This window comes from Anaerocolumna xylanovorans DSM 12503 (assembly GCF_900143645.1).
Taxonomy (GTDB): domain Bacteria; phylum Bacillota; class Clostridia; order Lachnospirales; family Lachnospiraceae; genus Anaerocolumna; species Anaerocolumna xylanovorans.
The window spans coordinates 349,150-374,014 of sequence record NZ_FRFD01000005.1 but is presented as its reverse complement, the minus strand read 5'-3'; the positions used below and the strand labels follow the sequence as shown (position 1 = coordinate 374,014).

The window sequence follows — 24,865 nt, the reverse complement described above, 5'->3', positions numbered from 1 at the left end:
AGCCCGACCTCTTTCTGAATCTGCATCTGATTATATGGTTTTCTCAAAATAACTGTCTACTATATGGGAAGCTACCTCTTCCATGTTGACATTGTAAGTACCGGACTGCATCTGTGTCTTTATTGCTTTTACTTTATCCTCTCGGACATCCGGTATCTGACCAAGCACCTGTTTAACCGCCTGATAGTCCTTCGCCGTGCTTGATATTTCTAATTTGTCTTTTCCTGACACACTTACCGTCTTGGCTACCTTTTGTGTACTATTTGCCTGATATACCTGTGAAATTTTATTGTATGCATCAATACGCATCCTTTTCACCACCTAACTGTCTTTCTATTTACTATGTAATAGTTATCGGCCATTCGTTCTATTATATTAAGAGCTGGTAAAATATTTTTTATCACAAAAAAAGAGACCGTGCATAATTTCCTTGCTGCAACAGTCTCTTTTTAGTAATATCCGTTCTTTTCTTAAGTGTATTAATACTTCATATCCTTTAATACATCACAAAAATCAAAGGTACTAAAATAATCCCTGGGAGTTTCTTTTCTTCGGATTAGCTTAACAGAACCGTCTTCTCTTAACAAAAGCTCTGCGGATTTTAATTTGCCGTTATAATTGTAACCCATCGCATATCCGTGGGCGCCGGTATCATGAATGACGATGAAATCACCCTTCTCAATCTTTGGAAGCATACGGTCGATGGCAAATTTATCATTGTTCTCACAAAGAGAGCCTGTTATATCATACATATGGTCACAGGGCTCATTCTCTTTTCCCGCTACCGTTATGTGATGATAGGCGCCATACATGGCAGGCCTCATAAGATCAACTGCACAGGCATCTAAACCAATATATTCTTTATATATATGCTTTTCATGAATAGCAGCGGCTACCAAATGTCCATACGGTGCCAGCATAAAGCGTCCCAGCTCCGTATAAATTGCCACGTCTTCCATGCCAGCCGGTATCATCACCTCTTCAAATGCCTTCCTCACTCCTTCACCAATAGCCAGAATATCATTCGGTTCCTGCTCCGGTCTATAAGGAATCCCTACCCCTCCTGACAGGTTGATGAACTTGATTTTAACACCGGTCTTTTCCTTTAATTCTACTGCCAGCTCAAAAAGTATTTTAGCAAGAACCGGGTAATATTCATTGCTTACCGTATTGCTTGCAAGAAAAGAATGAAGCCCGAATTCCTCCGCTCCCAAATCTTTAAGCTTCTTATAGCCTTCTATTACCTGCTCCTTGGTAAAGCCGTACTTAGCGTCCCCGGGATTGTCCATAATACCGTTGCTGATAGTAAATACCCCACCGGGATTATAACGGCAGCAAATAGTTTTAGGGATACCTGTCAGCTCTTTTAATATATCAATATGGGTAAAATCATCCAGGTTAATAATCGAATTCAATTCTTTTGCCTTAACAAATTCCTCGGGAGGTGTTGTATTGGAAGAAAACATGATTTCATTTTCTTTAAACCCAAGAGCTTCTGACAGCATTAACTCTGTCATAGAGGAGCAGTCCGCTCCGCAGCCCTCTTCTTTCAGTATTTGCAGTATAAAGGGATTGGGGGTAGCCTTTATTGCAAAGTATTCTTTGAATCCTTTATTCCAGGAAAAAGCCTGTCTTAACTTTCTTGCATTTTCACGGATTCCCTTTTCATCATACAAGTGAAAAGGCGTAGGATATTCTTTTACGATCTCCTCCAGTTGTTCCTTGGTCACAAAAGGTTTCTTCATATTACGCTCATCCTTTCTGTATTTATTAATCCCCTATATATTATTTCTTTTAAGGAACACTATATTATACCTTTCGTTCCTTGTCAATACAATTTACTGCATATTTTTTATCAAATGTCTAAAATCTCTGTAATTTTACTATTCATAACAAAGTCGCAATAATCCTCAATCGTTTTAATGGGAGTTTCCACCGTAATCCCTATGTGCCTGTCTTTCTTGTGATGGGAATCAGATCCTCCCGTCACAGGTTTGTTCCAAGTTTCCGCATACTCCTTTGCGAGCCTGTTATAGATTGGGTCATCGTTTCCCCCATTCATAATTTCTACCGCATCTTCAAGTTCAGGAGTAGGCGCTAAATCTGCTAAGTGAGAACGTCTTCGAAAAGGGTGGGCATGTACAACAAATCCTCCGGCTTCTTTTATCTTTCTGTAATGTTCTTCCGGACTAAGACCAAGAATACTCCTGTTATGAATAAGCCATTCCTTATCAAGCCCATATATGAGGAAATCCATTCCCTTTATGCTTTCTTCCCAGCCAAAGAAAACCGATAATCCAATTTTCTTTCCTTCCTTATATGCTTCCTCATAACCTTTTACAAATCCCTCCACCCATTGTTCCCAAGGCAGTTTACGGGACACAGCCGTATTTCCGTTGTAAAAATGATCTGTAATTATAATCCCGTCATATCCCAGTTCTTTATAAAGCCTTGCCTGCTTGCTGCCGCTAATGTCAGCGCAGGCACTTCCTTCCCTTGTGTGTACGTGTGTATCATATTTATAAGTCTTCATACTTTTCTCCGCTTTTCTTTCGAATTTAAAATTAAAGTCCAATAAACAGCTCTACTATAGCATGCCTGGATTGACATTACAATATGTAGTCTGCCGGGAACAGTTACTGGCATTCTTAATGGAATAGGGATTCCTGAACGAGAAAATGAATAAATATGGACAGAAATCACCATCCCTCTTTAAAGATATCCTTCGCTCTATTTACTTTTTCGGGTATTAAGTATAAACTAATGTTTGATACCATAAAAGGAAGGATAGTACCATGGAATTAATCGATCAATTTATGTCCTTTGGACTTACCAGACAGGAATCGAATATTTATCTGACCCTTCAGGTTAACGGTGAGCTTACCGGTTATGAAGTGGCTAAACTTACCGGTATTTCCCGTTCCAATACCTATAATGCCTTAGCGGGACTGGTAGATAAGGGCGCCGCTTACGTTATGGAGGGTAATGTCACGAAATACACGGCAGTTGCTTTTGAAGAATTCAGCAGTAATGCAATACACAAGCTGACTACCATCAGAGATAGAATAATTTCTAATCTTCCGGAGAGAAAGAAAGAGACCGGCGGATATATCACGATTAAAGGTGAAGAGCACATAATAAATAAGCTTCGTAACCTGTTAAGTGAGACCGAGAGCCGTATCTATATCAGCGTTTCTTCGGATATCCTGGATATTATCCGGCCTGATGTACAAAGGCTGATTGTAGAAAAGAAAAAGGTTGTGGTTCTGACTGACAGTCCAAAAGGTCTTGAAGGTGCTATCATCTATATAAAAGAACAGGTTAATCATCAAATACGTCTTATCGTAGATTCCTGCAAGGTACTGACCGGTGAAATAACGGATAAGGACTTCTCCACCTGTCTCTATTCCAGAAATCAGAATCTGGTGGATGTTTTCAAAGAAATGCTGCAAAATGAAATTACTTTGCTGCAGCTAAAAGAAAAGGAACCTGACCGGTAAATATGCCGCGGAGGTTCCTTTTTCATTTATTTTAACGGGAATCCTTGAAGTGTTTGTCCCGGACATCTGCCTGACAGATGTCCGGCAGATAACCAAATAACTGGATTTTAGACTCCAAATATGTTAGAATAACTCTAATTGATGATTTACGAAAGGAAATAAATGTATGGAACAATATACCGGCAGTCAGATTGTAGTGTTAGAAGGTTTAGAGGCTGTTAGAAAGCGTCCCGGTATGTATATCGGAAGCACCGGTTCAAGAGGTCTTCATCATCTGATATGGGAAATCCTTGACAACGGAATTGATGAACATCTGGCGGGCTTTTGCACCCAGATAGATGTTATCTTAAAGAAAGACGGGGGTATTACCTTAAGGGATAACGGAAGAGGTGTCCCGGTGGATATACACCCAACAAAAAAAATCCCTACCGCCAGAGTAGTCTATACGATTCTCCATGCAGGCGGAAAATTCGGCGGAACTGCTTATAAAGTATCCGGCGGACTTCACGGTGTAGGTGCCTCTGTTGTAAATGCTCTTTCTAAACGCATGATTGTAGAAATCCGAAAGGATGGTAAAATCTATCAGGATGAATATATAAACGGCGGACATCCTGCCACAAAGCTTGTGGACGGGCTGTTACCGGTTGTGGGAAAATGCACTAAAAATGACACCGGAACTTCCGTCACCTTCTATCCGGATGATACCATCTTTGAAACGGTGGAATTTAAAGCTGATACCATCAAAAAGAAGCTAAAGGAAGTTGCCTACCTCAATAAAAATCTTTCTATTCATTTTCTGGACGAGAATACCAAAGAAGAAACCATTTATCAGGAGGAATTTGGTATTAAAAGCTTTGTTTCCTACTTGAACCGCGAATCTACTGTTCTTCATGAGGAGCCTGTCTATCTATGCGGTCAAAGAGGTGAAATTGAAGTAGAAGTAGCTTTCCAGTATACAGATTCCTTTACCGAACAGATAAATGCTTACTGTAACCGTATTAATGTAGTAGACGGCGGTACTCTTGTAACAGGCTTCAAAACCGCCCTCACAAGGGTTATTAACCAGTACGCCAGAGAACTTGGCATCTTAAAAGAAAAGGATGAAAATTTAGACGGCAAAGATATCCGAAACGGTCTTGTTGTTATCATCTCCATCAAGCATCCCGACCCTCAGTTTGAAGGGCAGACTAAGACAAAGCTTGGTAATACCGATGCCAAAAGTGCGGTAGATGAAATCTTTTCTGCAGAAGTCCAGCGCTATTTTGATAAAAATGTAGAAGTACTGAAACGCATTATTGATAATTCCATGAAATCCTATAATGCCAGAAGGGCCGGCGATAAGGCAAGACTTGCCGTATTAAAGCAAATCTCTGATTCCGATGCCAAAGTAAAATTAGCCTCCTGTTCCTCTAAAAAAGCGGAGGAATGTGAAGTATATATTGTAGAGGGAGATTCCGCCGGCGGTACGGTAAAGACAGCCAGAGACCGCCGTACACAGGCCGTTCTGCCCTTACGCGGAAAGATACTGAATGTTGAAAAATCCTCTCTGGAAAAAATTCTAGTAAATAATGAAATTAAGTCCATGATTGCCTCCTTTGGCTGTGGAATCGGAGATGACTTTGATATTAACAAACTCCGCTACGGAAAAATCATTATCCTAACCGATGCCGACGTTGACGGCGCCCACATCAGTACTCTTCTTCTGACCTTCTTCTACCGCTTTATGCCGGAGCTTATTCTGGAAGGAAGGATTTACCGCGGGCTGCCGCCTTTATATAAAGTAGAATACGAAGGAATCTTAAAAGGAAAGAAAAAGAAGCAGTCAGAGTACCTGTTTAATGACTTTGAACTGGAAAAATTCCGGAAGATAAACGGAAATAAAATCTTAAACCTTCAGCGTTATAAAGGCCTTGGCGAGATGGATGCCTCCCAGCTTTGGGAAACTACTTTGAATCCGGAAACCAGAGTACTTGCGCAGGTTACTATAAGTGATACCGTAGAAGCAGACGAAATTACTTCTGTTCTCATGAGCAGTAATGTTCCTCCCAGAAGGAGCTTTATCATGGAAGAAGCAAAGTATGCAAAACTTGATATATAAAGAAATGAAAGGATGCCACCGATAGATTCTTTCACGCAGTTCTATTTGTGGCAATATTGCAGGCAAGCCTGCGATATGCAATGGGAGGAATCATGAAACAAAATACAGAAAATATTATACAGATGGATTACTCGGAGGAAATGAAAATTTCCTACAGAGATTATGCTATGAGCGTTATTATAGCAAGAGCACTTCCTGACGTAAGAGACGGGCTAAAGCCAGTGCAGCGGCGTATCCTCTATGCTATGAAGGAACTGGGGCTTGACCCTGCTAAACCCCACCGTAAAAGTGCCCGTATCGTAGGTGATACCATGGGTAAATACCATCCTCACGGAGACAGTTCCATCTATGATGCACTGGTACGTATGACGGAAGATTATTCTATGTCCATCCCATTAGTAGACGGACATGGGAATTTTGGTTCCATAGACGGTGACGGAAGTGCTGCCATGCGTTATACAGAGGCAAGGCTCTCCGAAGGCGCCATGACAATGCTTGATCACCTGGAAAAAGGACTGGTACCCTTTATCCCTAACTTCGACGACAGTGAGAAGGAACCGGCGGTTCTACCCGCTATGATTCCAAATCTTTTAATCAATGGCTCTACCGGAATTGCCGTAGGTATGGCAACCAATATTCCTCCTCACAATCCTGCCGAAGTGATAGACGGTGCCATTGCTTACCTTGATAATCCTGCCATCACCTTGGAAAAGCTGATGAAATATATCCCCGGCCCTGATTTTCCTACCGGGGGAATGATTATCAACCAGGAAGACATAGGAAGTATCTACGAAGCCGGCGAAGGTAAAATCCGTCTTCGTGCCGCAACCGAAATTGAAAATGGTGAAAACGGACGCAAAAATATTATTATCACTGAAATCCCCTACACGGTAGCCGGTAATAAAACAAAACTTGTAGAAAGCCTTGTTAACCTTATGAAGGACAAGGTATTTGATGAAATCTATGACGTAAGGGATGAATCCTCCAAGGAAGGCATCCGTATCGTTATTGAAGTAAAAAAGGACAGGGATATCGAGAATCTGTTAAACGGCCTTTATAAAAAGACTTTAATGGAGGATACTTACGGTGTTAATATGCTGGCAGTAAAAGACCAGCAGCCTATCGTATTTTCACTGAAAGCTATGCTAAAGGAATTTGTTGTCTTCCAGGAGGAGCTTTATACCAAAGAATACGAACATCTTCTTGCTAAGGCAGAAAACAGGCTGGAAATTGTAGATGGCTTGATACGTGCCACAGATGTTATCGACTTAATTATCGAAATATTAAGAGGAAGCTCATCCATCGCTCAGGCTAAGGGCTGCTTGACTCTGGGAGATATCACAGATATTAAGTTTAAATCAAAGGCATCTGAAAAGCAGGCGAAAACTCTTGACTTTACGGAACGTCAGGCAGAAGCAATCCTTTCCATGCCCTTAAGCCGTTTAATCGGGCTGGAAATCCTCAAATTACACGAAGAGAACGATTCCTTAAAGAAAAGTATTGATGAATACAAATTAATCCTTAGTGACTCGTCTGAATTGTATAAGGTCATAAAAAATACTCTGAAAAATTATAAAAAAACCTTTAATGTACCCAGAAGGACGAAGTTAACATCAATTACCAATGTGGATTATGTGGAAGAGGTAAAGATTGAAGACATTTATATCCTGATAGACCGGTTCGGCTATACCAAATCCATTGATACAGTCTCCTATTCCAGATTGTCCGAGGATACCTTAAAGGAATATCCTCACATCATATTGTGCAAAAACACGGACAAGCTCTGTCTCTTTACAGCAGAGGGAAATATGTATCAGGTGAAGGTCTCCCAGATACCAAAGTGCAAAATCAAGGATAAAGGTGCTCTTATACACACTCTTTGTAAGGTAGATAAGGAAAATATCCTGACATATACCTCTTTTGAACAGCTATTTGAATCACAGCTTGTATTTTCCACCAAAGCAGGCTATATTAAGCTCGTATCAGGTATTGAGTTTGAAACCAACCGTACTGCCATATCCGCCACCAAATTAGAAGCAGCGGATGAGGTGGTAAGTGTAATCATGTTATCGGCAGGAGAGGCTCTTGCCAAGGATTCCAAGGTTATTATACTTACGGAAAAAGGGGCATCCCTTGGATTCTTATTGGCGGAAATCCCCGAAATGAAAAAGACAGGGCGAGGTGTCAAATCCATTGAACTGGATAAAGGCGACTTTGTAGCATTGACTGTCATTCCGAAAGCATCTGATGAATTCTTTCTATACAAAGAAAAAGAATTGAACATAAAAAAAGTCCGCTTAAGAAAAAGAGGACAAAAGGGACAGAAGGCACAGTTGTAAAAACAAAATCGACTGTTTTATTATATATATTGTTCCCAAATTAAAAGGCCGGTTAAAAATCAACCGGCCTTTTTCATATCTGATATTTCTAACGAAGCAAAACTTATCTGCTGCCTTTATCGTATGGAATGCCTTCTGCTCTGGGAGCCTGAGAATTCTTAGAAGAAAAGGCAAGAATTACGAGGGTTGCGATATAAGGAATCATCTTATATATTTCATTGGATATCGGAAGATCTCTTAAAACCGGTACTACTGAATAGGCAGAAGCAAAGGTTTTCATGATACCAAAGAAGAATGCTGCTGCAATAATCTTGTTGGTTCTCCACTGACCGAAGATTAAAACGGCCAAAGCAAGGAAACCGTAACCGGCAACGCTGGCATTAAAGTTTGTGGAAGTAGGTACGATAAATACAAGACCTCCGATACCGGCTAATGCACCAGATATCATAACACCTGCATAACGGATTTTATACACGTTGATACCAACCGAATCCGCTGCCTGTGGATGCTCACCGCAGGCTCTAAGTCTTAAGCCAAATCTTGTCTTACTGATAACAATTCCGGAAAGGATAGCAATTCCAAGTCCGATATAAGTTGTTATATAGCAGTTCTGGAACAGAAGGGGTCCAAGTACCGGAATATCTCCAAGTACCGGAACTTTGTTAATACGAAAAGTATCCTTAAACTGTATCTGCTGAACGCCCTGTATCATTCTTGCTATGAACACTACGAAAGCAGGAGCAAACATATTAAGAGCAGTACCACTAATGGTCTGATCTGCTTTCAGGTTAATGGAAGCAAAAGCATGTAATAGGGAAAATATTGCACCGGTAACACCGGAAACCAGTAAGGCAAGGAGTAAAAGAAGCTGTCCGCTCATTCTGGATTCAAAGATATGCATAAAGCCGATTCCAAAAAATCCTCCCATTACCATGATACCTTCCAAAGCGATATTAATAACACCGCTTCGCTCGGAGAACATTCCTCCCAATGCGACAATCAAAAGAGGGATAGCAAAAAACATGGTCTGCTGTACAATAAAATATATAATATCCATTACTTTTCCTCCTTTACTGCCCCGGACTCAGAAGGTCTTCTGCGGAATCTATCAAGTAAACTCTTAATTAACAGAGCAAATGCTCCAAAGTAAATAATAGTAGATATAATAATATCAACGACTTCAGGTACAAAATTATAAAGCTGAATATTATTTCCGCCAACTGTAATATGTCCGATAAACAGGCCGGCAAACAAAATACCAATTGGATTGGATATACCAAGCAGAGCAACGGAAATACCGTTAAAGCCCTGAGGTGCCAAAACATCCACTACCTGGAGGTACTTACCGGATCCTGCAAGATAAAGAAGTCCGCCGCCAAGACCGGAAAGTGCACCGGCTATGGTCATGGAAAGAATGATATTTCTCTTAGCATTGATACCTGCATAACGGCTCGCTTCAGGACTAAGTCCGCAGGCCTTTAACTCATATCCAAAGATTGTCTTATTTAAAACAATATAAATAACAATCACTGCCAGTATCGCAATAAATATACTGATATTTATATTACTGTAGTTAAATAACTTATCAAGTCCTGCTTTGGGAATATTAGCAGTCTTAGCAACAGGAACTGACTGATTCCTTACAGGGTCATATACAAACTTTACAATCAAAATATTAACAAGGTACATTCCGATGTAATTCATCATGATAGAAGTAATAACCTCGTTTACATTGGCAATCGCCTTTAAAATACCTGGTACCATTCCCCAGATTGCCCCTGCAATTAAGGCACCAAGAAGTGCAACGATCCAATGTGCACCAGCTGGTAAGAAGGTCCATTTTACACCGATATAAACTGCTGCAAAGGCTCCACAGGTAAACTGTCCGGGAGCACCAATATTAAATAGTCCGGTCTTAAAAGCAAATCCAACGGACAGACCGGTTAAAATTATGGGGGTAGCCACATAAAGTACCTGTGCTATACCGGATAATCCATCCGTAAAGCCGCCCTTTAGTATCATTCCGAAGGCCGGGAAAGCCTGCCTGGCATTACTAAAAAGCAATATTACCAATCCGAAAAGAAGTCCGGCGGCAATCGCTGCGATGGATGCGATAAAATCCTTGCCGCCCTTGCTTAACTCAAATTTCTGCTTCTTCATACAAATCCTCTCTCCTGCTCATAGGCAAACTCTTTGTGATAGTTTTAAGATACAAAGAGTTTATTTCCCGGCATTATTTCGCAATTTTTCTCTTGGAACCAGACATATAAAGACCTAATTCCTGTACAGTTACCTCTTTCGGATCCAAATCCGCTACAATTTCACCTTCATATATAACCAGAATACGGTCACTTACTTCCATAACTTCATCTAATTCCAGAGATATTAAAAGCACTGCCTTTCCGTTATCTCTCTGCTTAATCAGCTGTTTATGAATGTACTCCGTGGCTCCGACATCAAGCCCTCTGGTAGGCTGTACAGCCAGTACAATATCCGGATCCCTGTCAAGCTCTCTTGCAATAATAACCTTCTGCTGGTTACCTCCCGACATTCCTCTGGTTACAGAATTTTCATCCTGTCCGCTTCGGATATCATACTGCTTGATTAATTTCTTGGCATACTCTCTTACCGCATCAAAACGGATAAATCCATGTCTTTGAAATCTTGGTTCAAAATATGTCTGAAGTACAACATTTTGCTGTACGGTATAATCCAGTACCAGACCATGTCTATGCCTGTCCTCCGGTATATGTGCCATCCCCGCAAGGGATCTCTTTCGGATGGAATCCTTCGTAATATCTTTTCCGTTAATCTCTATCTTACCGGATTGAAGAGGTATCAAGCCTGTAATACCGTATACCAGCTCCGATTGCCCGTTGCCGTCGATACCTGCAATGCAGACAATCTCTCCTCTTCGTACCTCGAAGGATACATCGTCAACCACTTTCTTATGAGAAATTTTTGATACAACTGAAAGATTTTCAACCTTTAATGTTACATTGCCTAATTTTTCTTCCGCTTTGTCAAGATTGAAGTTTACCTTACGTCCTACCATCATCTCCGACATGGTTTCTCTGGTCGCAGTCTCTACATCAATAGTACCGATATACTTGCCCTTTCGAAGGACCGTACAGCGGTTTGCAACCGCTTTAATTTCGTTTAATTTATGTGAAATAAATATAATAGATTTTCCTTCATCTACCAGATTCTTCATTATTTTCATTAACTCATCGATTTCCTGGGGTGTAAGTACAGCCGTCGGCTCATCGAAAATCAAAATCTCATTATCGCAGTAAAGCATTTTTAATATTTCAACTCTTTGCTGCATTCCTACCGTAATATCTGAAATGTAGGAATCAGGATCTATCTTCAACTTATAATGCTCACTTAATTCTACAACCTTTTTTCTGGCCTCGTCCATTTTAAGGAAACCGCCATTTACGGTCTCTCTGCCTAAAACGATGCTTTCCAGGACTGTGAAATTATGCACCAGTTTAAAATGCTGATGTACCATACCTATATTCAAATTATTGGCATCATTGGGATTATTGATCTTAACGGGCTTGCCGTTTATCTTTATCTCCCCCTGTTCTGCCTGATATAAGCCGAATAAAACGCTCATCAGTGTAGACTTTCCTGCTCCGTTCTCTCCTAAAAGAGCATGAACTTCCCCTTTTTTCACACATAGCGTTACATCATCAAGAGCTTTGAAATTACCAAACTCTTTTGTAATATGATTCATTTCAATGACATATTCCATACAGTCCTCCTAAGCATTCTTTAAAAATGAGGGTACTTATATAATATAGGCACCCTCATTGCTTTTACACAATCCTTTAACCTGCTATTACTTCACCATCTGAACCTTAACAAATTGAAGAGTAAGGCCGCTGGCATCAGCAATTGCTTTGCCGTCTTTATCCAGTGCTGTTGTATCATTTAAGATAGTAAATTCTTTTTTAACAATCTTATCATAAATTGCTGTATAATCTTCTTTTGTGAACTTTGCAAATCTGGAACTATCCATAGGAAGCTCAACACCCTCTGTTGTAGCATCCAGTGTTACAGATGTTCCGCCAGGGAATGTGTTATTATAAAATGTTCCTAAAGCGTCAAAAACAGATTTCTTTAAGTTCTTCATGGAAGAAGTAATAACTGTATCAGACTCTGATGCCTGGTCAACGTCAACACCGATTACTTTCTTTCCGCCAGCTTCTGCAGCCTTCATTACGGAGTTACCAACAGCACCGCCGCAAGCGAAGATTACTTCTGTTCCTTCATTATACCAGGAAGCTGCTTTTGCCTGATTATCAGGAGTAGCATCAAAGTTACCAACATAGGTGTATTTTAAATCAACACTGCCATCTGCAAGTCCTAATTCTTTTGCTGCTGCGTCAGCACCCTGTGCAAATCCATAACCATAACGGATAACAGCGGGAACTGCAACACCACCCATAAAGCCTAACTTTGTATATCCTTCTTTAACAATTGCATAACCTGCAAGGAAACCTGCTTCCTGCTCTGCATAGAAGATAGAGTAGCTATTGGAAGCAATATCAGGTGTATAATCACCTGCGTGAGGAACACCATCTAAGATGATGAATTTTACATCAGGATATTTTGTCTGTGCTGTGTGCACAGGAACCTCGAAAAGATATCCGGGGCAAACAATAATCTTTGCGCCGCCCTTAACAGCAAGGTCAATGCTTGTTAAATAAGCATCATCGGATTTTTCTGTAGGTTTGTAATATTTGTATGTCTTGTTGTTCTCTTTTGCATAAGCCTCAACACCTTCCCAGGCACCCTGGTTGAAGGATTTGTCATCGATGGTACCGATATCGGTAATTAATGCAATTTCATACTGGTCAGAACCTGCTGCATCCTTTGTTACCTCTGGTGTAGCTTCTGATCCGGATGTATTTCCGGTGTTTGTGTTCTTATTACCGTTGTTACTCTTGGTACCGCATGCTGCTAATGAAAATACTAACGTCATGACTAAAGCGATACTTAATGCTTTTTTGAATAACTTCATTTTTTCATTCCTCCCTAAATAGTATTCTTTTTTTTCATAAATCGTTTGCCTTTATAAGGCAAATCCCACTGCGCATCTTCTCCTCTTATATGGCGATGCCGTTGTTGTCCTTTTGATTCCTTTTCTCTGCCATGGAGTTATCCTAACTCCGAGTTATCCTAACTTCGAGTTATGCTATCTCCAGAGCGATCTTCATCATGTCGCGGAAGCTCTCCTGACGTTCCTCTGCTGTGGTAGCTTCTCCTGTTACTAAAGAATCAGAAATGGTACAGATAGCAAGTGCGTTCTTACCCGCTCTTGCAGCGTTCATATAAAGTGCTGCTGCCTCCATCTCCACACAGAGAACTCCCATCTTGGCCCACTTCATTGTGCTCTGAGAATCATCATAAAAGGTATCTGAGGATAAGAAATTACCTGCCATATAGTGAACTCCCATTTCTTCTGTCACCTGTATTGCTTTGTGCAAAAGTTCATAGGAAGCGATGGGCGCAAATGTTCCAGGCAGTTCAAACTGACTGGCATACGCTGAGTTGGTGCAGGCTCCCATAGCAAATGCTACATCTCGGATTTTTAAATCCTTATGCATGGAACCGGCAGTTCCGATGCGGATAATGTTTTCCACATCATAATAACGATACAGCTCATAGGAATAAATACCGATGGAAGGCATACCCATTCCGCTTGCCATTACGGAAACCTTCTTTCCTTTATAAGTTCCGGTATATCCGTTAACTCCCCTGACAGGATTAACTAATACAGCATTATCAAGGTAAGTTTCTGCTACCAATTTTGCTCTTAAGGGATCTCCGGGCATTAATACAGTTTTTCCAAAATCGCCCTTCCCAGCCGCTATATGCGGTGTAGGTGTACTCATAGTATTCCTCCTCATTGCCTATTTTAAATCATTGCGCATAATCTGTCTATCACAAACATACTATCGACAGGATACAGAGTTAATTAATTAAAACGAAGCATTTTTCTTAATATTTTTAACTTCTTTGCTTAAATACCTTCATTTTAATAACTTTCTGCTTTTAATCCTCTCACCAGGTTTACTGCTGAACTTGTTCCGATTCTGCTGCAGCCGGCTTCTATAAATGCTCTCAAGTCTTCCAGAGAACGAACCCCTCCCGCAGCCTTTATCCTAACCGCAGGGCCGATATGCTCCTTAAATAAAGCAACATCTTCCAAGGTAGCACCATTTGTTCCAAATCCGGTAGAAGTTTTGATAAAATCAGCATTTGCATTGGTTACTGCATGGCACATAGCTATCTTTTCTTCCTTGGTAAGATAACAGGTCTCTATAATAACCTTTAAGATTTTATCACCTGTTATCTGTTTTAACAAGGCAATTTCTTCTTCTATTTTTTTATATTCGCCATTTTTGACATCCGTTAAATTAATTACCATATCAATTTCAGATGCTCCATCTTCCAGTGCCTGCTTGCATTCAAAGGCTTTCGTTTCCTTTGTGTTGTATCCTAAAGGAAAACCGATTACTGTACATATAGTAAGCCTGTCTCCGTATTCTTTCTTAATACGTCCTACATAACTGGGAGGAATACATACGGATGCAGTTTGAAATTCCAGAGCTTCTTCACATAATTGTTTAATGTCTTCCCAGGAAGCAACTGCCTTTAACAAAGTATGATCCACATAACGCAGCATTTCTAATTCTTTCATATCAACCTCTTTTCCAAACACTCCAATCGTCCAGATGATTCGTACAATTTACACAATCAAAACAAACATCTAAATCAAAATTGTAGTATGCTTTTCATTTCCTAGTTCTATACTACCACTTTTATTGGTATTGGTCAACAAATTTTTGTTCCACTTTTCACATTTTTTGTTGTTTTATTGTTCTAATTAAATCATTTCATATAATATTAAGAATTATGTTGAATATATATCCACAAAATGTTATAATACTAACATAAATTATTATGCTATATTACTATGTTAATATTTACCGAATATCATTTACCGCTATGTCTTTACTATATTGTTAATGAGGAGTTAAGAATGAGCAAGAAGACAGACCGGCTTAACCGGCTTATCGATATTATTAAAACTAAAAACGGAGCTTCCATTAAGGAGCTGGCAGCTATGCTGGGAGTATCCGAGATGACAATACGCAGGGACTTGGACGTCCTGGAACAGCATAGTATTGTAAATAGCGTGTATGGAGCTGCTATCTATAACCCTACTTCTGATAATCCTACCTTTAAAGGCAAGGAGGGAGCAGAATATAGCATCGGTATCCCTTACGAAGTGTCAAATGCCAAAAGTGCCAAAGATGCCGAAAAGAAAAGTATCGGTTCTTATGCCGCTTCCCTGATTAATCCCGGCGATATTATCGTAATTGATTCCGGTTCGACTACGGAAATGCTTGCAGAATACGTTCCTGATGATACGAAAGCCACGATTCTATGCTATAACGCCAATATCCTTAACTCTCTTCGTTTAAAGGAAAATCTAACCCTGATATTCTCCGGGGGGAAATACCATCCAAAAACACAGATGGTCGAAAGCTTTCAGGGAGTTGAATTAATAAAAAGTATGAGGTTTACAAAAGCCTTTATATCTGCCGCAGGGGTTCATGCAAGTCTTGGCATAACCTGTGTATACGATTATGAAGTTCCTACCAAACTGGCAATTATGCAATCCTCTGTTGAGAAAATACTTATTTTTGACTCCAGTAAATTCAATCAGGTGAAGCCCGCTTATATTGGAAGCTTAACGGATTTTAATACCATAATAACAGACGATAAAATTCCGGAGGAATGGAAAGAGCTTATTCAATCCAAAAACATTAAGCTGCACATTGTACCAACCCAGAAATAAAAGTTTTTAAACGCTGTGAAAGAACGGATTAAAAAAACCATTCTTCACAGCGTTTCTTATTAAAAGAAGGTCAGCGCTTTACCATAACAATCGTTACCAACTGCTGTAAGCAAATATTACTGCTCTTTTCTTGGCTTCTTTTTCATAAGAGGGAACTCACCGCTCTCTCTTAGGTTTTTAAGTTTCTGCACTTTAAAGGCCTTAAACCTGTCCGCATCCGTTTTATCTAATACTTTATATTCTGCCATTTTATCCAACAGCTTCGCTTCGTCATCCATTTCTGCTTCAAGCAGAGCATAGATATCCTCCTTCTGTTGTTTGGTCAGGGATTGCCAGGCAGTTTCGGCCTTTTTTATTTTTTGATCAAAAGCAGCATCTTTGCTGTTTTTATCCTTGTTTACTTCTGACAGTGTTGCCGATCCAGTATTTGTCTCCGCTGCGTTTGCTGTGATTGTTCCTAATCCGGCCGCATAGAGTAAGCCGGTCAGAGCAAGACCGCATAACTTTATTTTATTCATTCAGCTTCCTCACTTTCCTGAATGGCAAAACACTAACCTTCTTACTTAGTGTTTCCGACAGATGTGAAAAAATTGTGAAAAATATAAAAAAATTAATTTCATGGACAAACACCTTTGGCATAGGCTAAAATCAAGATAGAAATTACCGTCAGCTAAAGGAAGTAAGAATGTACTGTATAATAACTGCTGCCGCACGTTAAATTTGTTATAGGAAATGTCGGGAAAACTCAAGTTATATCATATAAAATGAATCCAAGAGGTGATGATAACTATGCAATCAGACTGGACAACAAGAATGAACTCGGTAATTGATTATGTGGAGGAGCATTTAAGCCAGGATATTGAGGAGAACGACATCAGCCGGATAATTGCCTGCCCCTTCTCCTTATTTCACAATTCCTTTACCCAGATTACCGGTATCTCCTTTGCTGAATATATCAGAAGGCGAAGATTAACCTTAGCAGCCTATGACCTGCAAAATACCGACGAAAAAGTAATTGATATTGCCCTAAAGTACGGCTATCAATCCGCCGATTCTTTCCGGGTAGCTTTTAAAAGGCTGCATGGCCTTTCTCCGTCTGATGTCAGAACATCAAGCGTTACTCTCACCTTCTACTGTAAGCTGCATTTTGAATTGAATATTAAGGGGGTAGAGAAAATGAATTATACCATCTTGGAAAAAGAACCTTTTAAGGTAATCGGCGTACGAAGAACCACTCCTTACGGAGGCGGGACATGGGCTGTAGTAAAAAGCGACGGCAGCAATGAAAGAATCAATGAGCTCTGCGGAAGATTTTTTGGTCTTGGATTATGCTTTGGCTTTGGCCCTGACGGAAGCAATGACTATATGTGCGGCATTGAATGGAATGGAGCGGATGCCGCCGGTTTTGATACCTATGAGTATCCAAAGGCCACATGGCTTCGCTTCGAAGCAAAGGGAAGTATCGCAGAACAAACTCTGGGTAATGTCTGGTACCGTATCAATAATGAATTCCTTCCTCAGAGTAAATACCAAAAATCCGGGCTTCCCACCATAGAAAAGTACCTCTTCTGGGATGAGGGCACCGATAGCTGCTTTGTGGAAATCTTAATTCCGGTAACTGTGAAGAAAGACCGCCTATAATTTAATGTTAATGTCCTTTTCAATAATTCACACTAATCTCACAAAGTGTAGCTTCCCCTCTTACCCCGCTCTGGATAGATGTGATACCGCATCTTACCATTGATTCGGTAGCTTCCTGGGTGTAGAAGGCATAATGCTGCGTATACAGTACATTAGGAAATTGCTTCAGATACAAAAGGGACCTCTTATCAACAATCTTAGTGCCTACATGTACATGCATGACACCTGTCTCTTCCTCCAAAGTATCGATGCCGGCACCACCTACATGCTCCTCTTCCAGTGCTTTAATTAAACTTTCCGTATCAATAAGCTGGCCTCTTGCCGTATTGATTAAAATAACACCTTTTTTCATTTTTTGAATCGTTTCCTCATTAATCATATGATAATTATCTTCAGTAAGCGGTGTATGAAGGGTAATAATATCACTTTGCGCATATAATGTGTCCAAATCCACATATTCGGCAAACTCTTTTACTATAGGATTTTTAAACTTATCGTAAGCAATAATTTTGCACCCAAAACCGCTTAAGCTTTTTATAACAGCAGAACCAATCTTACCTGTACCGATAACGCCAACGGTAAGACTTCGCATCTCACGTCCCATCATACCTTCCAGTGAAAAATCATTTACAAGTGCCCTGCAGATAGATATCTTGGCTTTACGCAGCATAATAAGCATCATCATTACCGTGAAATCCGCTACGTTATTGGGACTATAGTAAGCGTGGTAGGCATGGATGCCAAGTTCTTTTACTGCTGCCATATCAAAATGGTCATAGCCGATTGTTCTGGTGGATAGGTGCACAATGCCATATTCTTTCATTTTGATAAGTACTTCTCTGTTTACCTTACTGTAACCATGTACAGATATCCCGTCAAATTCCTCTGCTTCCTCCAAGGTTTCAAGTGTGAGATGCTTATCGGTAAGCACAATTTCATCTGTGAATTCCTTCTGTAATGCTTCCAGTATACTTTTCTCAAAATCAGTTACATCATACACATATATTTTCATCTGTTTACCTCATTCTGTTTATATTTATTATTGACTGCCTGCCTTGTCTTCTGCATGGACAATATTGAATTTTTAATATCTTCATAGAGATGCTCTTTTCCAATTGCCCTAAGGACTTCTCTGTCAAACTTCTCCCTGGCTTCGTCCTTTAGCTCTCTTTCAACATCCATAACTCCCCGTTTTACAACATGGTGGAATAACTCAATAATCGTCTTTTTGTCTTCTTCAGAAATCATTTTGGGATTAATCATATTAATCCTTGCAAACCTGTCCTTACTGGCATCCAATACTCCCAAACCACGTCCAAATCCAATTGCTTCTATAGCAAACATACCATATAATGAATTCAAAAGTGCAAACAGTAAGTCTTTCTGCTCCGTGTTATCTTTCATTGCTAAAGCCGTAAGACGTTGGTCAATCAATGCCTGCTGCGCTAATTTTGCCACAAAAAGCCTCTTATCCGGGTTAATAGCTGTAACAAAATCCGCCTTGGAATCATCACTCATCTGATACCATGCTTCTTTTTGCGTATGATGTATACTTTCTGTAAGCGGCTTACCTTTTTCATTACATAGGCCGGAAAACTTTTCAATCCACTTCAGCGCACCTTCATGACCAAGGCTTTTCAACTCATCAATGGAATTTTTACAGCAAAAAGCCTTCCTGTCCGGTTCCGCGATAAAATTCTTTATGTTTCGGGGTGTTTTTAACATCGGCACCAAATGATCTGTCTCAATGTTACAAGCGCCATTAATGTAAAACATATCATTCCAGCCTTTACGCTCACCTCTGACCATTGTAAAGTTGTCGCTGATGGGAATCAGTTTTTCATTGATATCCTGCATCCAGTCAATGTTGTGAAATAATGCATTTAAAGAAATCCCTTTTGCCAGAACAGATATTATTTCGCCTACTGTATAGCTTTTCATTTTTATAAGTGAAGAATCCAGTTCTTCTTTCAGTACTATACAGCTTATGAGACTTTCAAGCTGTTCTGAATCCAAATTCTTCAATTCCTTCTGTGTAAGGCAAAAATTAATCTTTTTACTTTTATCCGGAAGAGATATCTTCTTTTTCTGCATCACAAGCAGTGTTGCCACAACGTCTGCATTCTCGAACCATCTGCCGCAATTGCTTAGCACCACCGACTGTATATCATAGTAATATAACAGGGCATTATAAAAATCCTTTCCTACATCTGTTCCTAACCACGAATTTGAAAGTATAATTCCAAGCCTTCCATTCTCCTCCAATAATTCGTATATTTTGAACGGCAGGAACATATACAAGTCCGTTTTTCCCAGTTTAAAGCTTATCCCTGTATTCACCTTTATTGCATCTGCACATTTTTTTATATGTTCATACTCATCCGATGCTATATTATTATATTTTACGAATGGAAAATTCGAAATAACGGCGCTGAATGCAGGAATCTGCCTGACCAAATCCAATCCGTCTGCCGGGTTTTTAATAATTACTTCCTTTCCTGCTTCCACATCAAATATATCGCTTTGAAACATATTTATTGGAATATTCAATGACTCTATACTGGTAAGGGCTATATTCGAAATCTGCAATGGATATGCATGCTTATCTGATATCCAGGTAGTCGCAAAGGTATCTTCTGCAGATTTTAACCGGTTCATCTTATTATTTATAATTGCTTTTGCAATTGTTCCTGTTCCCGAACATAAATCCGCACAATGGCCGTTCCAATTTTCGACTGTTATCTGGCACAGCAAATCTGCCAGCCAAAAGGGTGTAGAAAACTGCCCTCTGATTTCACGCTTTGCAGTATTTACAGTCCCTTCCAACAAATCCTGTAAAACACTTTGATCAATGTTTTCAACTTTACTGTTATATAAAAACTGGTTGTAATCAATTATATCTACCCATGTGTCTTCAGGAATCAGGTCATTGTAGTCGATTTTATGGAATACGTTATAGAAATCTCCCTGGCTGATTATCTGGTCAATAATTTCGTTGCCCTCTTCCGGTGAAGTTGAATTATCAATATATTTGATTAAATCAGCACAATTATGATATTTCTTAATTAAATTGGCAAACATAATCCGGTTTGCCCAATTTATAAGGATAGTCTTGGCATATGCCGAATACATATTGGTTTCATCCTTCTCATACTCCTGCTGAAAAGCATTCCACCAAACCTTCATTTTTCTTTCCATTATCATGCTGTTACTGACTTCTGTCCGGAGATTTTCTGCCACCAGCCCTTTATTCCTTTGAACTATTTCCGTCAGCAAATTATCTGTTAACGCCTCTGTTATTGGGGCAGTGGAAATCTCCCCGTTTACTAAATACTCATTAACCGTCATAATAATGTCTCTTATTACCGGTACCCATTCGTTTTTGTACGTGGTAACATCCGGCCTCGTCTTGATATTTCCCGTGCCGGTCCATGCTTTTGCCTCATAAAATGTATCATCTGTGCCTTTTATGTACAACTTTCCATATGTGAAGTTCCAAATAACAAAACTGTTTAGTCCAAGTGCTTTGGCTTTTCGTGCTGCATCCTTGATAAGAGCTTCATCGGTAATTAATACATCCGGCATTTTCAGCTCCCATCCCTGTAATCTCCTGTTTTGTGCTTCATCCTCAAAAAGGAGCACATCCGGAAACATACTCTTTTTATTGACTGAAATCGTGCTTTCCCCACCGGCACACTTTATTTTAAGGCCTAAGCCCTGCAGCATTAAATTAATCTGCGTAATAATCTCTATTGCCCAGCTTCTCTCATTACGCCTTACTATTGTCCCCATATTATATCTACCTCTCTTCAAATTCCGCTATAAGGTTTTGTACCTTAATGTACTTTTTCGTCTTCTTGTCCAAACCTTCCCATGCAAGAAACAGCCTTCTTTTTGCTACATCGATATAATCAATTTCTTCCCGTTTAAACAATGCCACATTTTCATTCTTTTCTATGCCAATAAAATTACGTCCCTCCATTAATGCCGCAACAAGAAATGAGCCGCTGCCAAAGGTATTATCCAGTATTATGTCACCCGGATTCGTATAGGTTCTCACCATGTATCTGCCAAGCCCAATTGGTTTCTGTGTGGGATGTAAAACTGCACCTTCCGATTCTGCTGTTTTTACATAAATAATATCTGTTGGATATCTTTCTCCCTCACTTGCAACGCGAACCGGGTCGAAATCGCCATAATTTCCACATAGCTGATTCTTCCTGGTACCCTTATCATACGGTTCCCCCTGTGTCATTTGAGGGTGATACGTCGGCTGCTTTTTATAAAATACGCATACATCTTCATATTTACGCAAAGGCTGCTTTTTCGCATTTAGAAAATTAGTCGGCTTCGACTTTTCCCATACCCATTTGTATTTGTAAATATTAGGCTGGCTAAGTATCAGCTTTGCAGTAAAAATCCCATTAGAGGTCAGGACAATTGCGCCATTAGGCTTGATAATCCGGTTATACTGTTTCCATAATCCCTCTAAAGGTATGTAGGAATCCCATTGGTTTTGCGTCATTCCGTATGGCAAATCACACAGAATCATATCCACACTTCCATCCGGGATTTTATTCATATATTCTAAACAATCGCCTTCAAAAAGCCGGTTCATCACTTCATCCATATTGATATCTTCCGTGTTGGTCCTCTTCATTCAATTCCACCTCAAATTATTGTATATAGTAATCATAGCATAACGCCTTCACGAACACAAGTTCGTTTTCTTTTATCCGCCGGCTTTTTGGATGTGCTGGGAATTAACCAGGTCTTTCCTTTCTTAACGACTCCCTCAATCCGGTTCTGTTCACATAAAATAGCAATTCGTCTGGGGCTTATCCTCCACTTTTCTGACATCTCGATTGTCGTCATATAATTCATGCCAAAACCTCCTCACCATTGTTTTCATTATATTCATTTATCTGAACAATAGCAAGCAAAGAAAGAACAATTATCATTTTTCGGATTTTGAAACCGAATATTTTTTTAAAATAGTCGGCCTTCTTAATAGAAATGATATTGTCCAAGAAAATTTGTTTGAAAAAGTTTACACTTCTTGTATTTTGGTTGATGCACTAAGGCAAGAAAAATCTGCTTTTTCCCATAGTGATTTAGATTTTGATATATTTAAACATCAAGTTATGGAAGCAATCCTTAATTTACTATCTTTGTAAACTATACTTTCCCGCCCCTATCCGGTGGTGCAGAAAACCTCCCGTCTCCGGTCAACATGGCCCGGAAACGGGGGCTCTGCATAATACTTCCGGCTGTATTTTGTAACCCTGCACCCATTAAACACGATTCAGGCTTTAACGCAGTCAACTCTCGCTTCTATTTACAATTTGCACATAAAAATCCCCTGGGATTTATGTATATACATCGTTCCCTTATCCTTTATAATCTTTGCAATGGCTTTTTTAAACTCTTTTTCTCTTTTTTTCAGAATATCAGCTGCATTGCCCGGATAGGAATACGCATAAGAATATATCACATCCACATTGTCTACCCGTAAATCGTTATCCTGTATTTCTAATTCTACATTGCTAAACACAGTCTCCAGCTGCTCTTTTCCATTTTCAAGCCGGAATTTATTTGTTATCCATTGAAATGGCATTTCAATACTTCTATCGAATTTAACAATAAAATTATTCAGCTCCTGCATATGTGTAATCCCTACTGTAGAACAGCAAAACCTGCCTGTTTCCGTCAGTATATTTCTAATATTTCGAAACAGCTCTTCCCGGTTATCAATATGATATAACATATGATTGGCGATGATTAAGTCGAACTTTTCTCCTTTTATCTGCAAATCGTTGGCGTCCATTTGCATAAATCTGATTTGGATATTTCTTTTTTTCAATGTCTCACCATAACACTCCATAGTTTTTCTGGCCTTTTCCAGCATTCCTTCTGAATAATCTGTAAGCAGAATCTCTATATTATCCGGCAACTGCTCTATATTTTCTTTCCAAAACAGTCCATTCCCACAACCAAGCTCCAATACCTTCATGCCTGATTCAATATTAAGGCGCTCATATATCCAGTCCATCCACGGAATTTTGGCGGTACTATAGTTATGAATATTAATCCTCTTCTGAAGGTTTTCATCATTATGATATTGTTTTTCCAGCTTTTCTTTTTCTGTTGAGACCTGTATCACATTGACCAAACACTCCCAGGCATCCTGCTCACTGGCGTTCTCCGCCTTCTCTACCGCCCTAATAATCCTTTCCATATGATCTCGCTTTTCATATAAAAGCGCTTTCTGGGCAGCCAAAGATTTCTTCAAATCCAAATCTTTGTCCTCCCTTATCATCGATTCAATCTGCTCCAAAGAAAAACCAACATATTTTAGCATTACTATTTTCTGCAGGGTTTCAACAGATTTCTGGTTGTATAACCTATAGCCATTTTCAGAATAATGAATGGGTTTCAATATTTTTCTCTTGTCATAATAACGGATTGTCCTTACCGAGACTCCTGACAAATCTGCAATTTCTCCTGCTGTAAATAACTTATCTTCCATATACTTACCTGCCTTAACGATTATTCCATTCATGAATTGGTAATTACATTTTAAAGCATTCCCTTGCGTAATGGTCAATACTTTTATTGCGGAATAATAAAAAAACTGCAGATTGCTCTACAGCTTAGTGTTGTATCCATCGTCGCCCTCAAGGGTATCTCTTTCAACCGAATCACTGACCTCAACAAATTCCATTCTTTTGCAGTCGAACCCCCAATGCAGTGGATTGAACCACCAATTCATAGAATGCAATCTATTATTTATATAATCTTTTAAGAATTCACTGTCCACGATTTTTGACAGTGCCTTTATCTCATATTCAAACCAATACTTCCGATAATCAAACTTCGTATTGCACTTCCAACCACTCTCATTTATTCTTTTATTCTTTTGCGATTCTCTCATAGAAATTTCGTCAATAATTCTCTCAAGCAAACACCACAACGCATCATTTATATCCCCGGATAGCAAAAGCAAATGCAGGCTTCCCCTGTCACCAAATTCCACATAATAGTATCCATGTTCTTTGTGATATCCACAGTTCTTTGTATAATAAATATTGGTTTTCAACCTTTCTGATATTACCGCTTCATATTCACCCGGAATTTGTAACTCAGCCAAATATAAATGTACTTTTTCGCATAATTCCTTCCAAACCTTTTCTTCCTCTTCCGTCATTTTATAATAAGACAGCTGACTTGCTGATTTTTCATTTTCTATTTCAGCGTATTTATTGTCTCCATTGAAACGTTGTGTTGGTTTTATTTTTTCGCTTGTACATATATTTGCATAAGTAGATTTTAAATTTGGATTGTTAATATAATATAATTTATCTGACACTGACCTACTCCACTTCCCTTTATTTTATGTTTTTATAAA

The 24,865-nt window shown here is 39.4% G+C and carries 21 protein-coding genes; 5 read left to right on the top strand and 16 right to left on the bottom strand.

What is annotated here, in order from left to right:
- Nucleotides 1–30: 30 nt before the first annotated feature.
- The 3 genes from flgM to BUF11_RS10025 all read right to left on the bottom strand — a co-directional run bounded on the left by flgM (nucleotide 31) and on the right by BUF11_RS10025 (nucleotide 2,533).
- Nucleotides 31–309: a flagellar biosynthesis anti-sigma factor FlgM gene (gene flgM, locus BUF11_RS10035; RefSeq protein ID WP_073588697.1), complete on the bottom strand. Its 279-nt coding sequence runs from the start codon at nucleotides 307–309 to the stop codon at nucleotides 31–33.
- Nucleotides 310–479: 170 nt separating this feature from the next.
- On the bottom strand, nucleotides 480–1,745 hold the full coding sequence (locus tag BUF11_RS10030) for a diaminopimelate decarboxylase (RefSeq protein WP_073588696.1): 1,266 nt from the start codon (nucleotides 1,743–1,745) through the stop codon (nucleotides 480–482).
- A gap of 110 nt (nucleotides 1,746–1,855) precedes the next feature.
- Nucleotides 1,856–2,533 carry a PHP domain-containing protein gene (locus BUF11_RS10025; RefSeq protein ID WP_073588695.1) on the bottom strand — a complete coding sequence of 226 codons (678 nt, stop codon included), beginning with the start codon at nucleotides 2,531–2,533 and terminating at the stop codon, nucleotides 1,856–1,858.
- 262 nt (nucleotides 2,534–2,795) lie between these two features.
- On the opposite strand from BUF11_RS10025, the gene BUF11_RS10020 reads away from it, so the two are divergent.
- From BUF11_RS10020 to BUF11_RS10010, 3 genes are all read left to right on the top strand, one after another.
- Nucleotides 2,796–3,500 (top strand): TrmB family transcriptional regulator, encoded by a 705-nt coding sequence (locus BUF11_RS10020; protein WP_073588694.1) that lies wholly within the window; start codon nucleotides 2,796–2,798, stop codon nucleotides 3,498–3,500.
- A 166-nt stretch (nucleotides 3,501–3,666) separates the two neighbouring features.
- Entirely contained in the window at nucleotides 3,667–5,598 is a 1,932-nt protein-coding gene (locus tag BUF11_RS10015) for a DNA gyrase/topoisomerase IV subunit B (protein ID WP_073588693.1), read from the top strand.
- 92 nt (nucleotides 5,599–5,690) lie between these two features.
- The gene (locus tag BUF11_RS10010; RefSeq protein WP_073588692.1) at nucleotides 5,691–7,937 is read left to right on the top strand and encodes a DNA gyrase/topoisomerase IV subunit A; all 2,247 of its coding nucleotides are present in this window, start codon (nucleotides 5,691–5,693) and stop codon (nucleotides 7,935–7,937) included.
- 103 nt (nucleotides 7,938–8,040) lie between these two features.
- On the opposite strand, the gene BUF11_RS10005 is transcribed toward BUF11_RS10010, so the two are convergent.
- The 6 genes from BUF11_RS10005 to deoC all read right to left on the bottom strand — a co-directional run bounded on the left by BUF11_RS10005 (nucleotide 8,041) and on the right by deoC (nucleotide 14,652).
- Nucleotides 8,041–8,994, bottom strand: coding sequence for an ABC transporter permease (locus BUF11_RS10005; protein WP_073588691.1), 954 nt, complete (start codon nucleotides 8,992–8,994; stop codon nucleotides 8,041–8,043).
- A complete protein-coding gene (locus BUF11_RS10000; protein WP_073588690.1) occupies nucleotides 8,994–10,097 on the bottom strand; it encodes an ABC transporter permease in 1,104 nt (367 codons plus the stop codon). The genes BUF11_RS10005 and BUF11_RS10000 overlap by 1 nt, the downstream gene beginning before the upstream one ends.
- Before the next feature lie 73 nt (nucleotides 10,098–10,170).
- Entirely contained in the window at nucleotides 10,171–11,697 is a 1,527-nt protein-coding gene (locus BUF11_RS09995) for an ABC transporter ATP-binding protein (protein WP_073588689.1), read from the bottom strand.
- A gap of 87 nt (nucleotides 11,698–11,784) precedes the next feature.
- Complete coding sequence (locus BUF11_RS09990; RefSeq protein WP_073588688.1) at nucleotides 11,785–12,969, bottom strand: BMP family lipoprotein; 1,185 nt, start codon at nucleotides 12,967–12,969, stop codon at nucleotides 11,785–11,787.
- 169 nt (nucleotides 12,970–13,138) lie between these two features.
- Nucleotides 13,139–13,843, bottom strand: coding sequence for a purine-nucleoside phosphorylase (gene deoD / locus BUF11_RS09985; protein ID WP_073588687.1), 705 nt, complete (start codon nucleotides 13,841–13,843; stop codon nucleotides 13,139–13,141).
- A gap of 143 nt (nucleotides 13,844–13,986) precedes the next feature.
- The gene (gene deoC / locus BUF11_RS09980) at nucleotides 13,987–14,652 is read right to left on the bottom strand and encodes a deoxyribose-phosphate aldolase (protein WP_073588686.1); all 666 of its coding nucleotides are present in this window, start codon (nucleotides 14,650–14,652) and stop codon (nucleotides 13,987–13,989) included.
- A gap of 342 nt (nucleotides 14,653–14,994) precedes the next feature.
- Here deoC and BUF11_RS09975 point away from each other — a divergent pair, with 342 nt between their 5' ends.
- The gene (locus tag BUF11_RS09975; RefSeq protein ID WP_073588685.1) at nucleotides 14,995–15,816 is read left to right on the top strand and encodes a DeoR/GlpR family DNA-binding transcription regulator; all 822 of its coding nucleotides are present in this window, start codon (nucleotides 14,995–14,997) and stop codon (nucleotides 15,814–15,816) included.
- A 116-nt stretch (nucleotides 15,817–15,932) separates the two neighbouring features.
- On the opposite strand, the gene BUF11_RS09970 is transcribed toward BUF11_RS09975, so the two are convergent.
- The gene (locus BUF11_RS09970; protein ID WP_073588684.1) at nucleotides 15,933–16,334 is read right to left on the bottom strand and encodes a hypothetical protein; all 402 of its coding nucleotides are present in this window, start codon (nucleotides 16,332–16,334) and stop codon (nucleotides 15,933–15,935) included.
- Nucleotides 16,335–16,605: 271 nt separating this feature from the next.
- Between BUF11_RS09970 and BUF11_RS09965 the strand changes: the two genes are divergently transcribed.
- On the top strand, nucleotides 16,606–17,457 hold the full coding sequence (locus BUF11_RS09965) for an AraC family transcriptional regulator (RefSeq protein ID WP_242952354.1): 852 nt from the start codon (nucleotides 16,606–16,608) through the stop codon (nucleotides 17,455–17,457).
- 19 nt (nucleotides 17,458–17,476) lie between these two features.
- Here the strand turns inward: BUF11_RS09965 and BUF11_RS09960 are convergent, their stop codons facing one another.
- From BUF11_RS09960 to BUF11_RS09935, 6 genes are all read right to left on the bottom strand, one after another.
- On the bottom strand, nucleotides 17,477–18,469 hold the full coding sequence (locus tag BUF11_RS09960) for an NAD(P)-dependent oxidoreductase (protein WP_073588682.1): 993 nt from the start codon (nucleotides 18,467–18,469) through the stop codon (nucleotides 17,477–17,479).
- On the bottom strand, nucleotides 18,466–21,249 hold the full coding sequence (locus tag BUF11_RS09955) for an N-6 DNA methylase (protein ID WP_073588681.1): 2,784 nt from the start codon (nucleotides 21,247–21,249) through the stop codon (nucleotides 18,466–18,468). The genes BUF11_RS09960 and BUF11_RS09955 overlap by 4 nt, the downstream gene beginning before the upstream one ends.
- Nucleotides 21,250–21,256: 7 nt before the next feature.
- A complete protein-coding gene (locus tag BUF11_RS09950) occupies nucleotides 21,257–22,117 on the bottom strand; it encodes a DNA-methyltransferase (protein ID WP_073588680.1) in 861 nt (286 codons plus the stop codon).
- A gap of 32 nt (nucleotides 22,118–22,149) precedes the next feature.
- Nucleotides 22,150–22,341: a helix-turn-helix domain-containing protein gene (locus tag BUF11_RS09945; RefSeq protein ID WP_073588679.1), complete on the bottom strand. Its 192-nt coding sequence runs from the start codon at nucleotides 22,339–22,341 to the stop codon at nucleotides 22,150–22,152.
- 454 nt (nucleotides 22,342–22,795) lie between these two features.
- Nucleotides 22,796–23,986 carry a MerR family transcriptional regulator gene (locus BUF11_RS09940; RefSeq protein ID WP_073588678.1) on the bottom strand — a complete coding sequence of 397 codons (1,191 nt, stop codon included), beginning with the start codon at nucleotides 23,984–23,986 and terminating at the stop codon, nucleotides 22,796–22,798.
- A gap of 117 nt (nucleotides 23,987–24,103) precedes the next feature.
- Nucleotides 24,104–24,826 (bottom strand): hypothetical protein, encoded by a 723-nt coding sequence (locus tag BUF11_RS09935; protein WP_073588677.1) that lies wholly within the window; start codon nucleotides 24,824–24,826, stop codon nucleotides 24,104–24,106.
- Nucleotides 24,827–24,865: the final 39 nt, after the last annotated feature.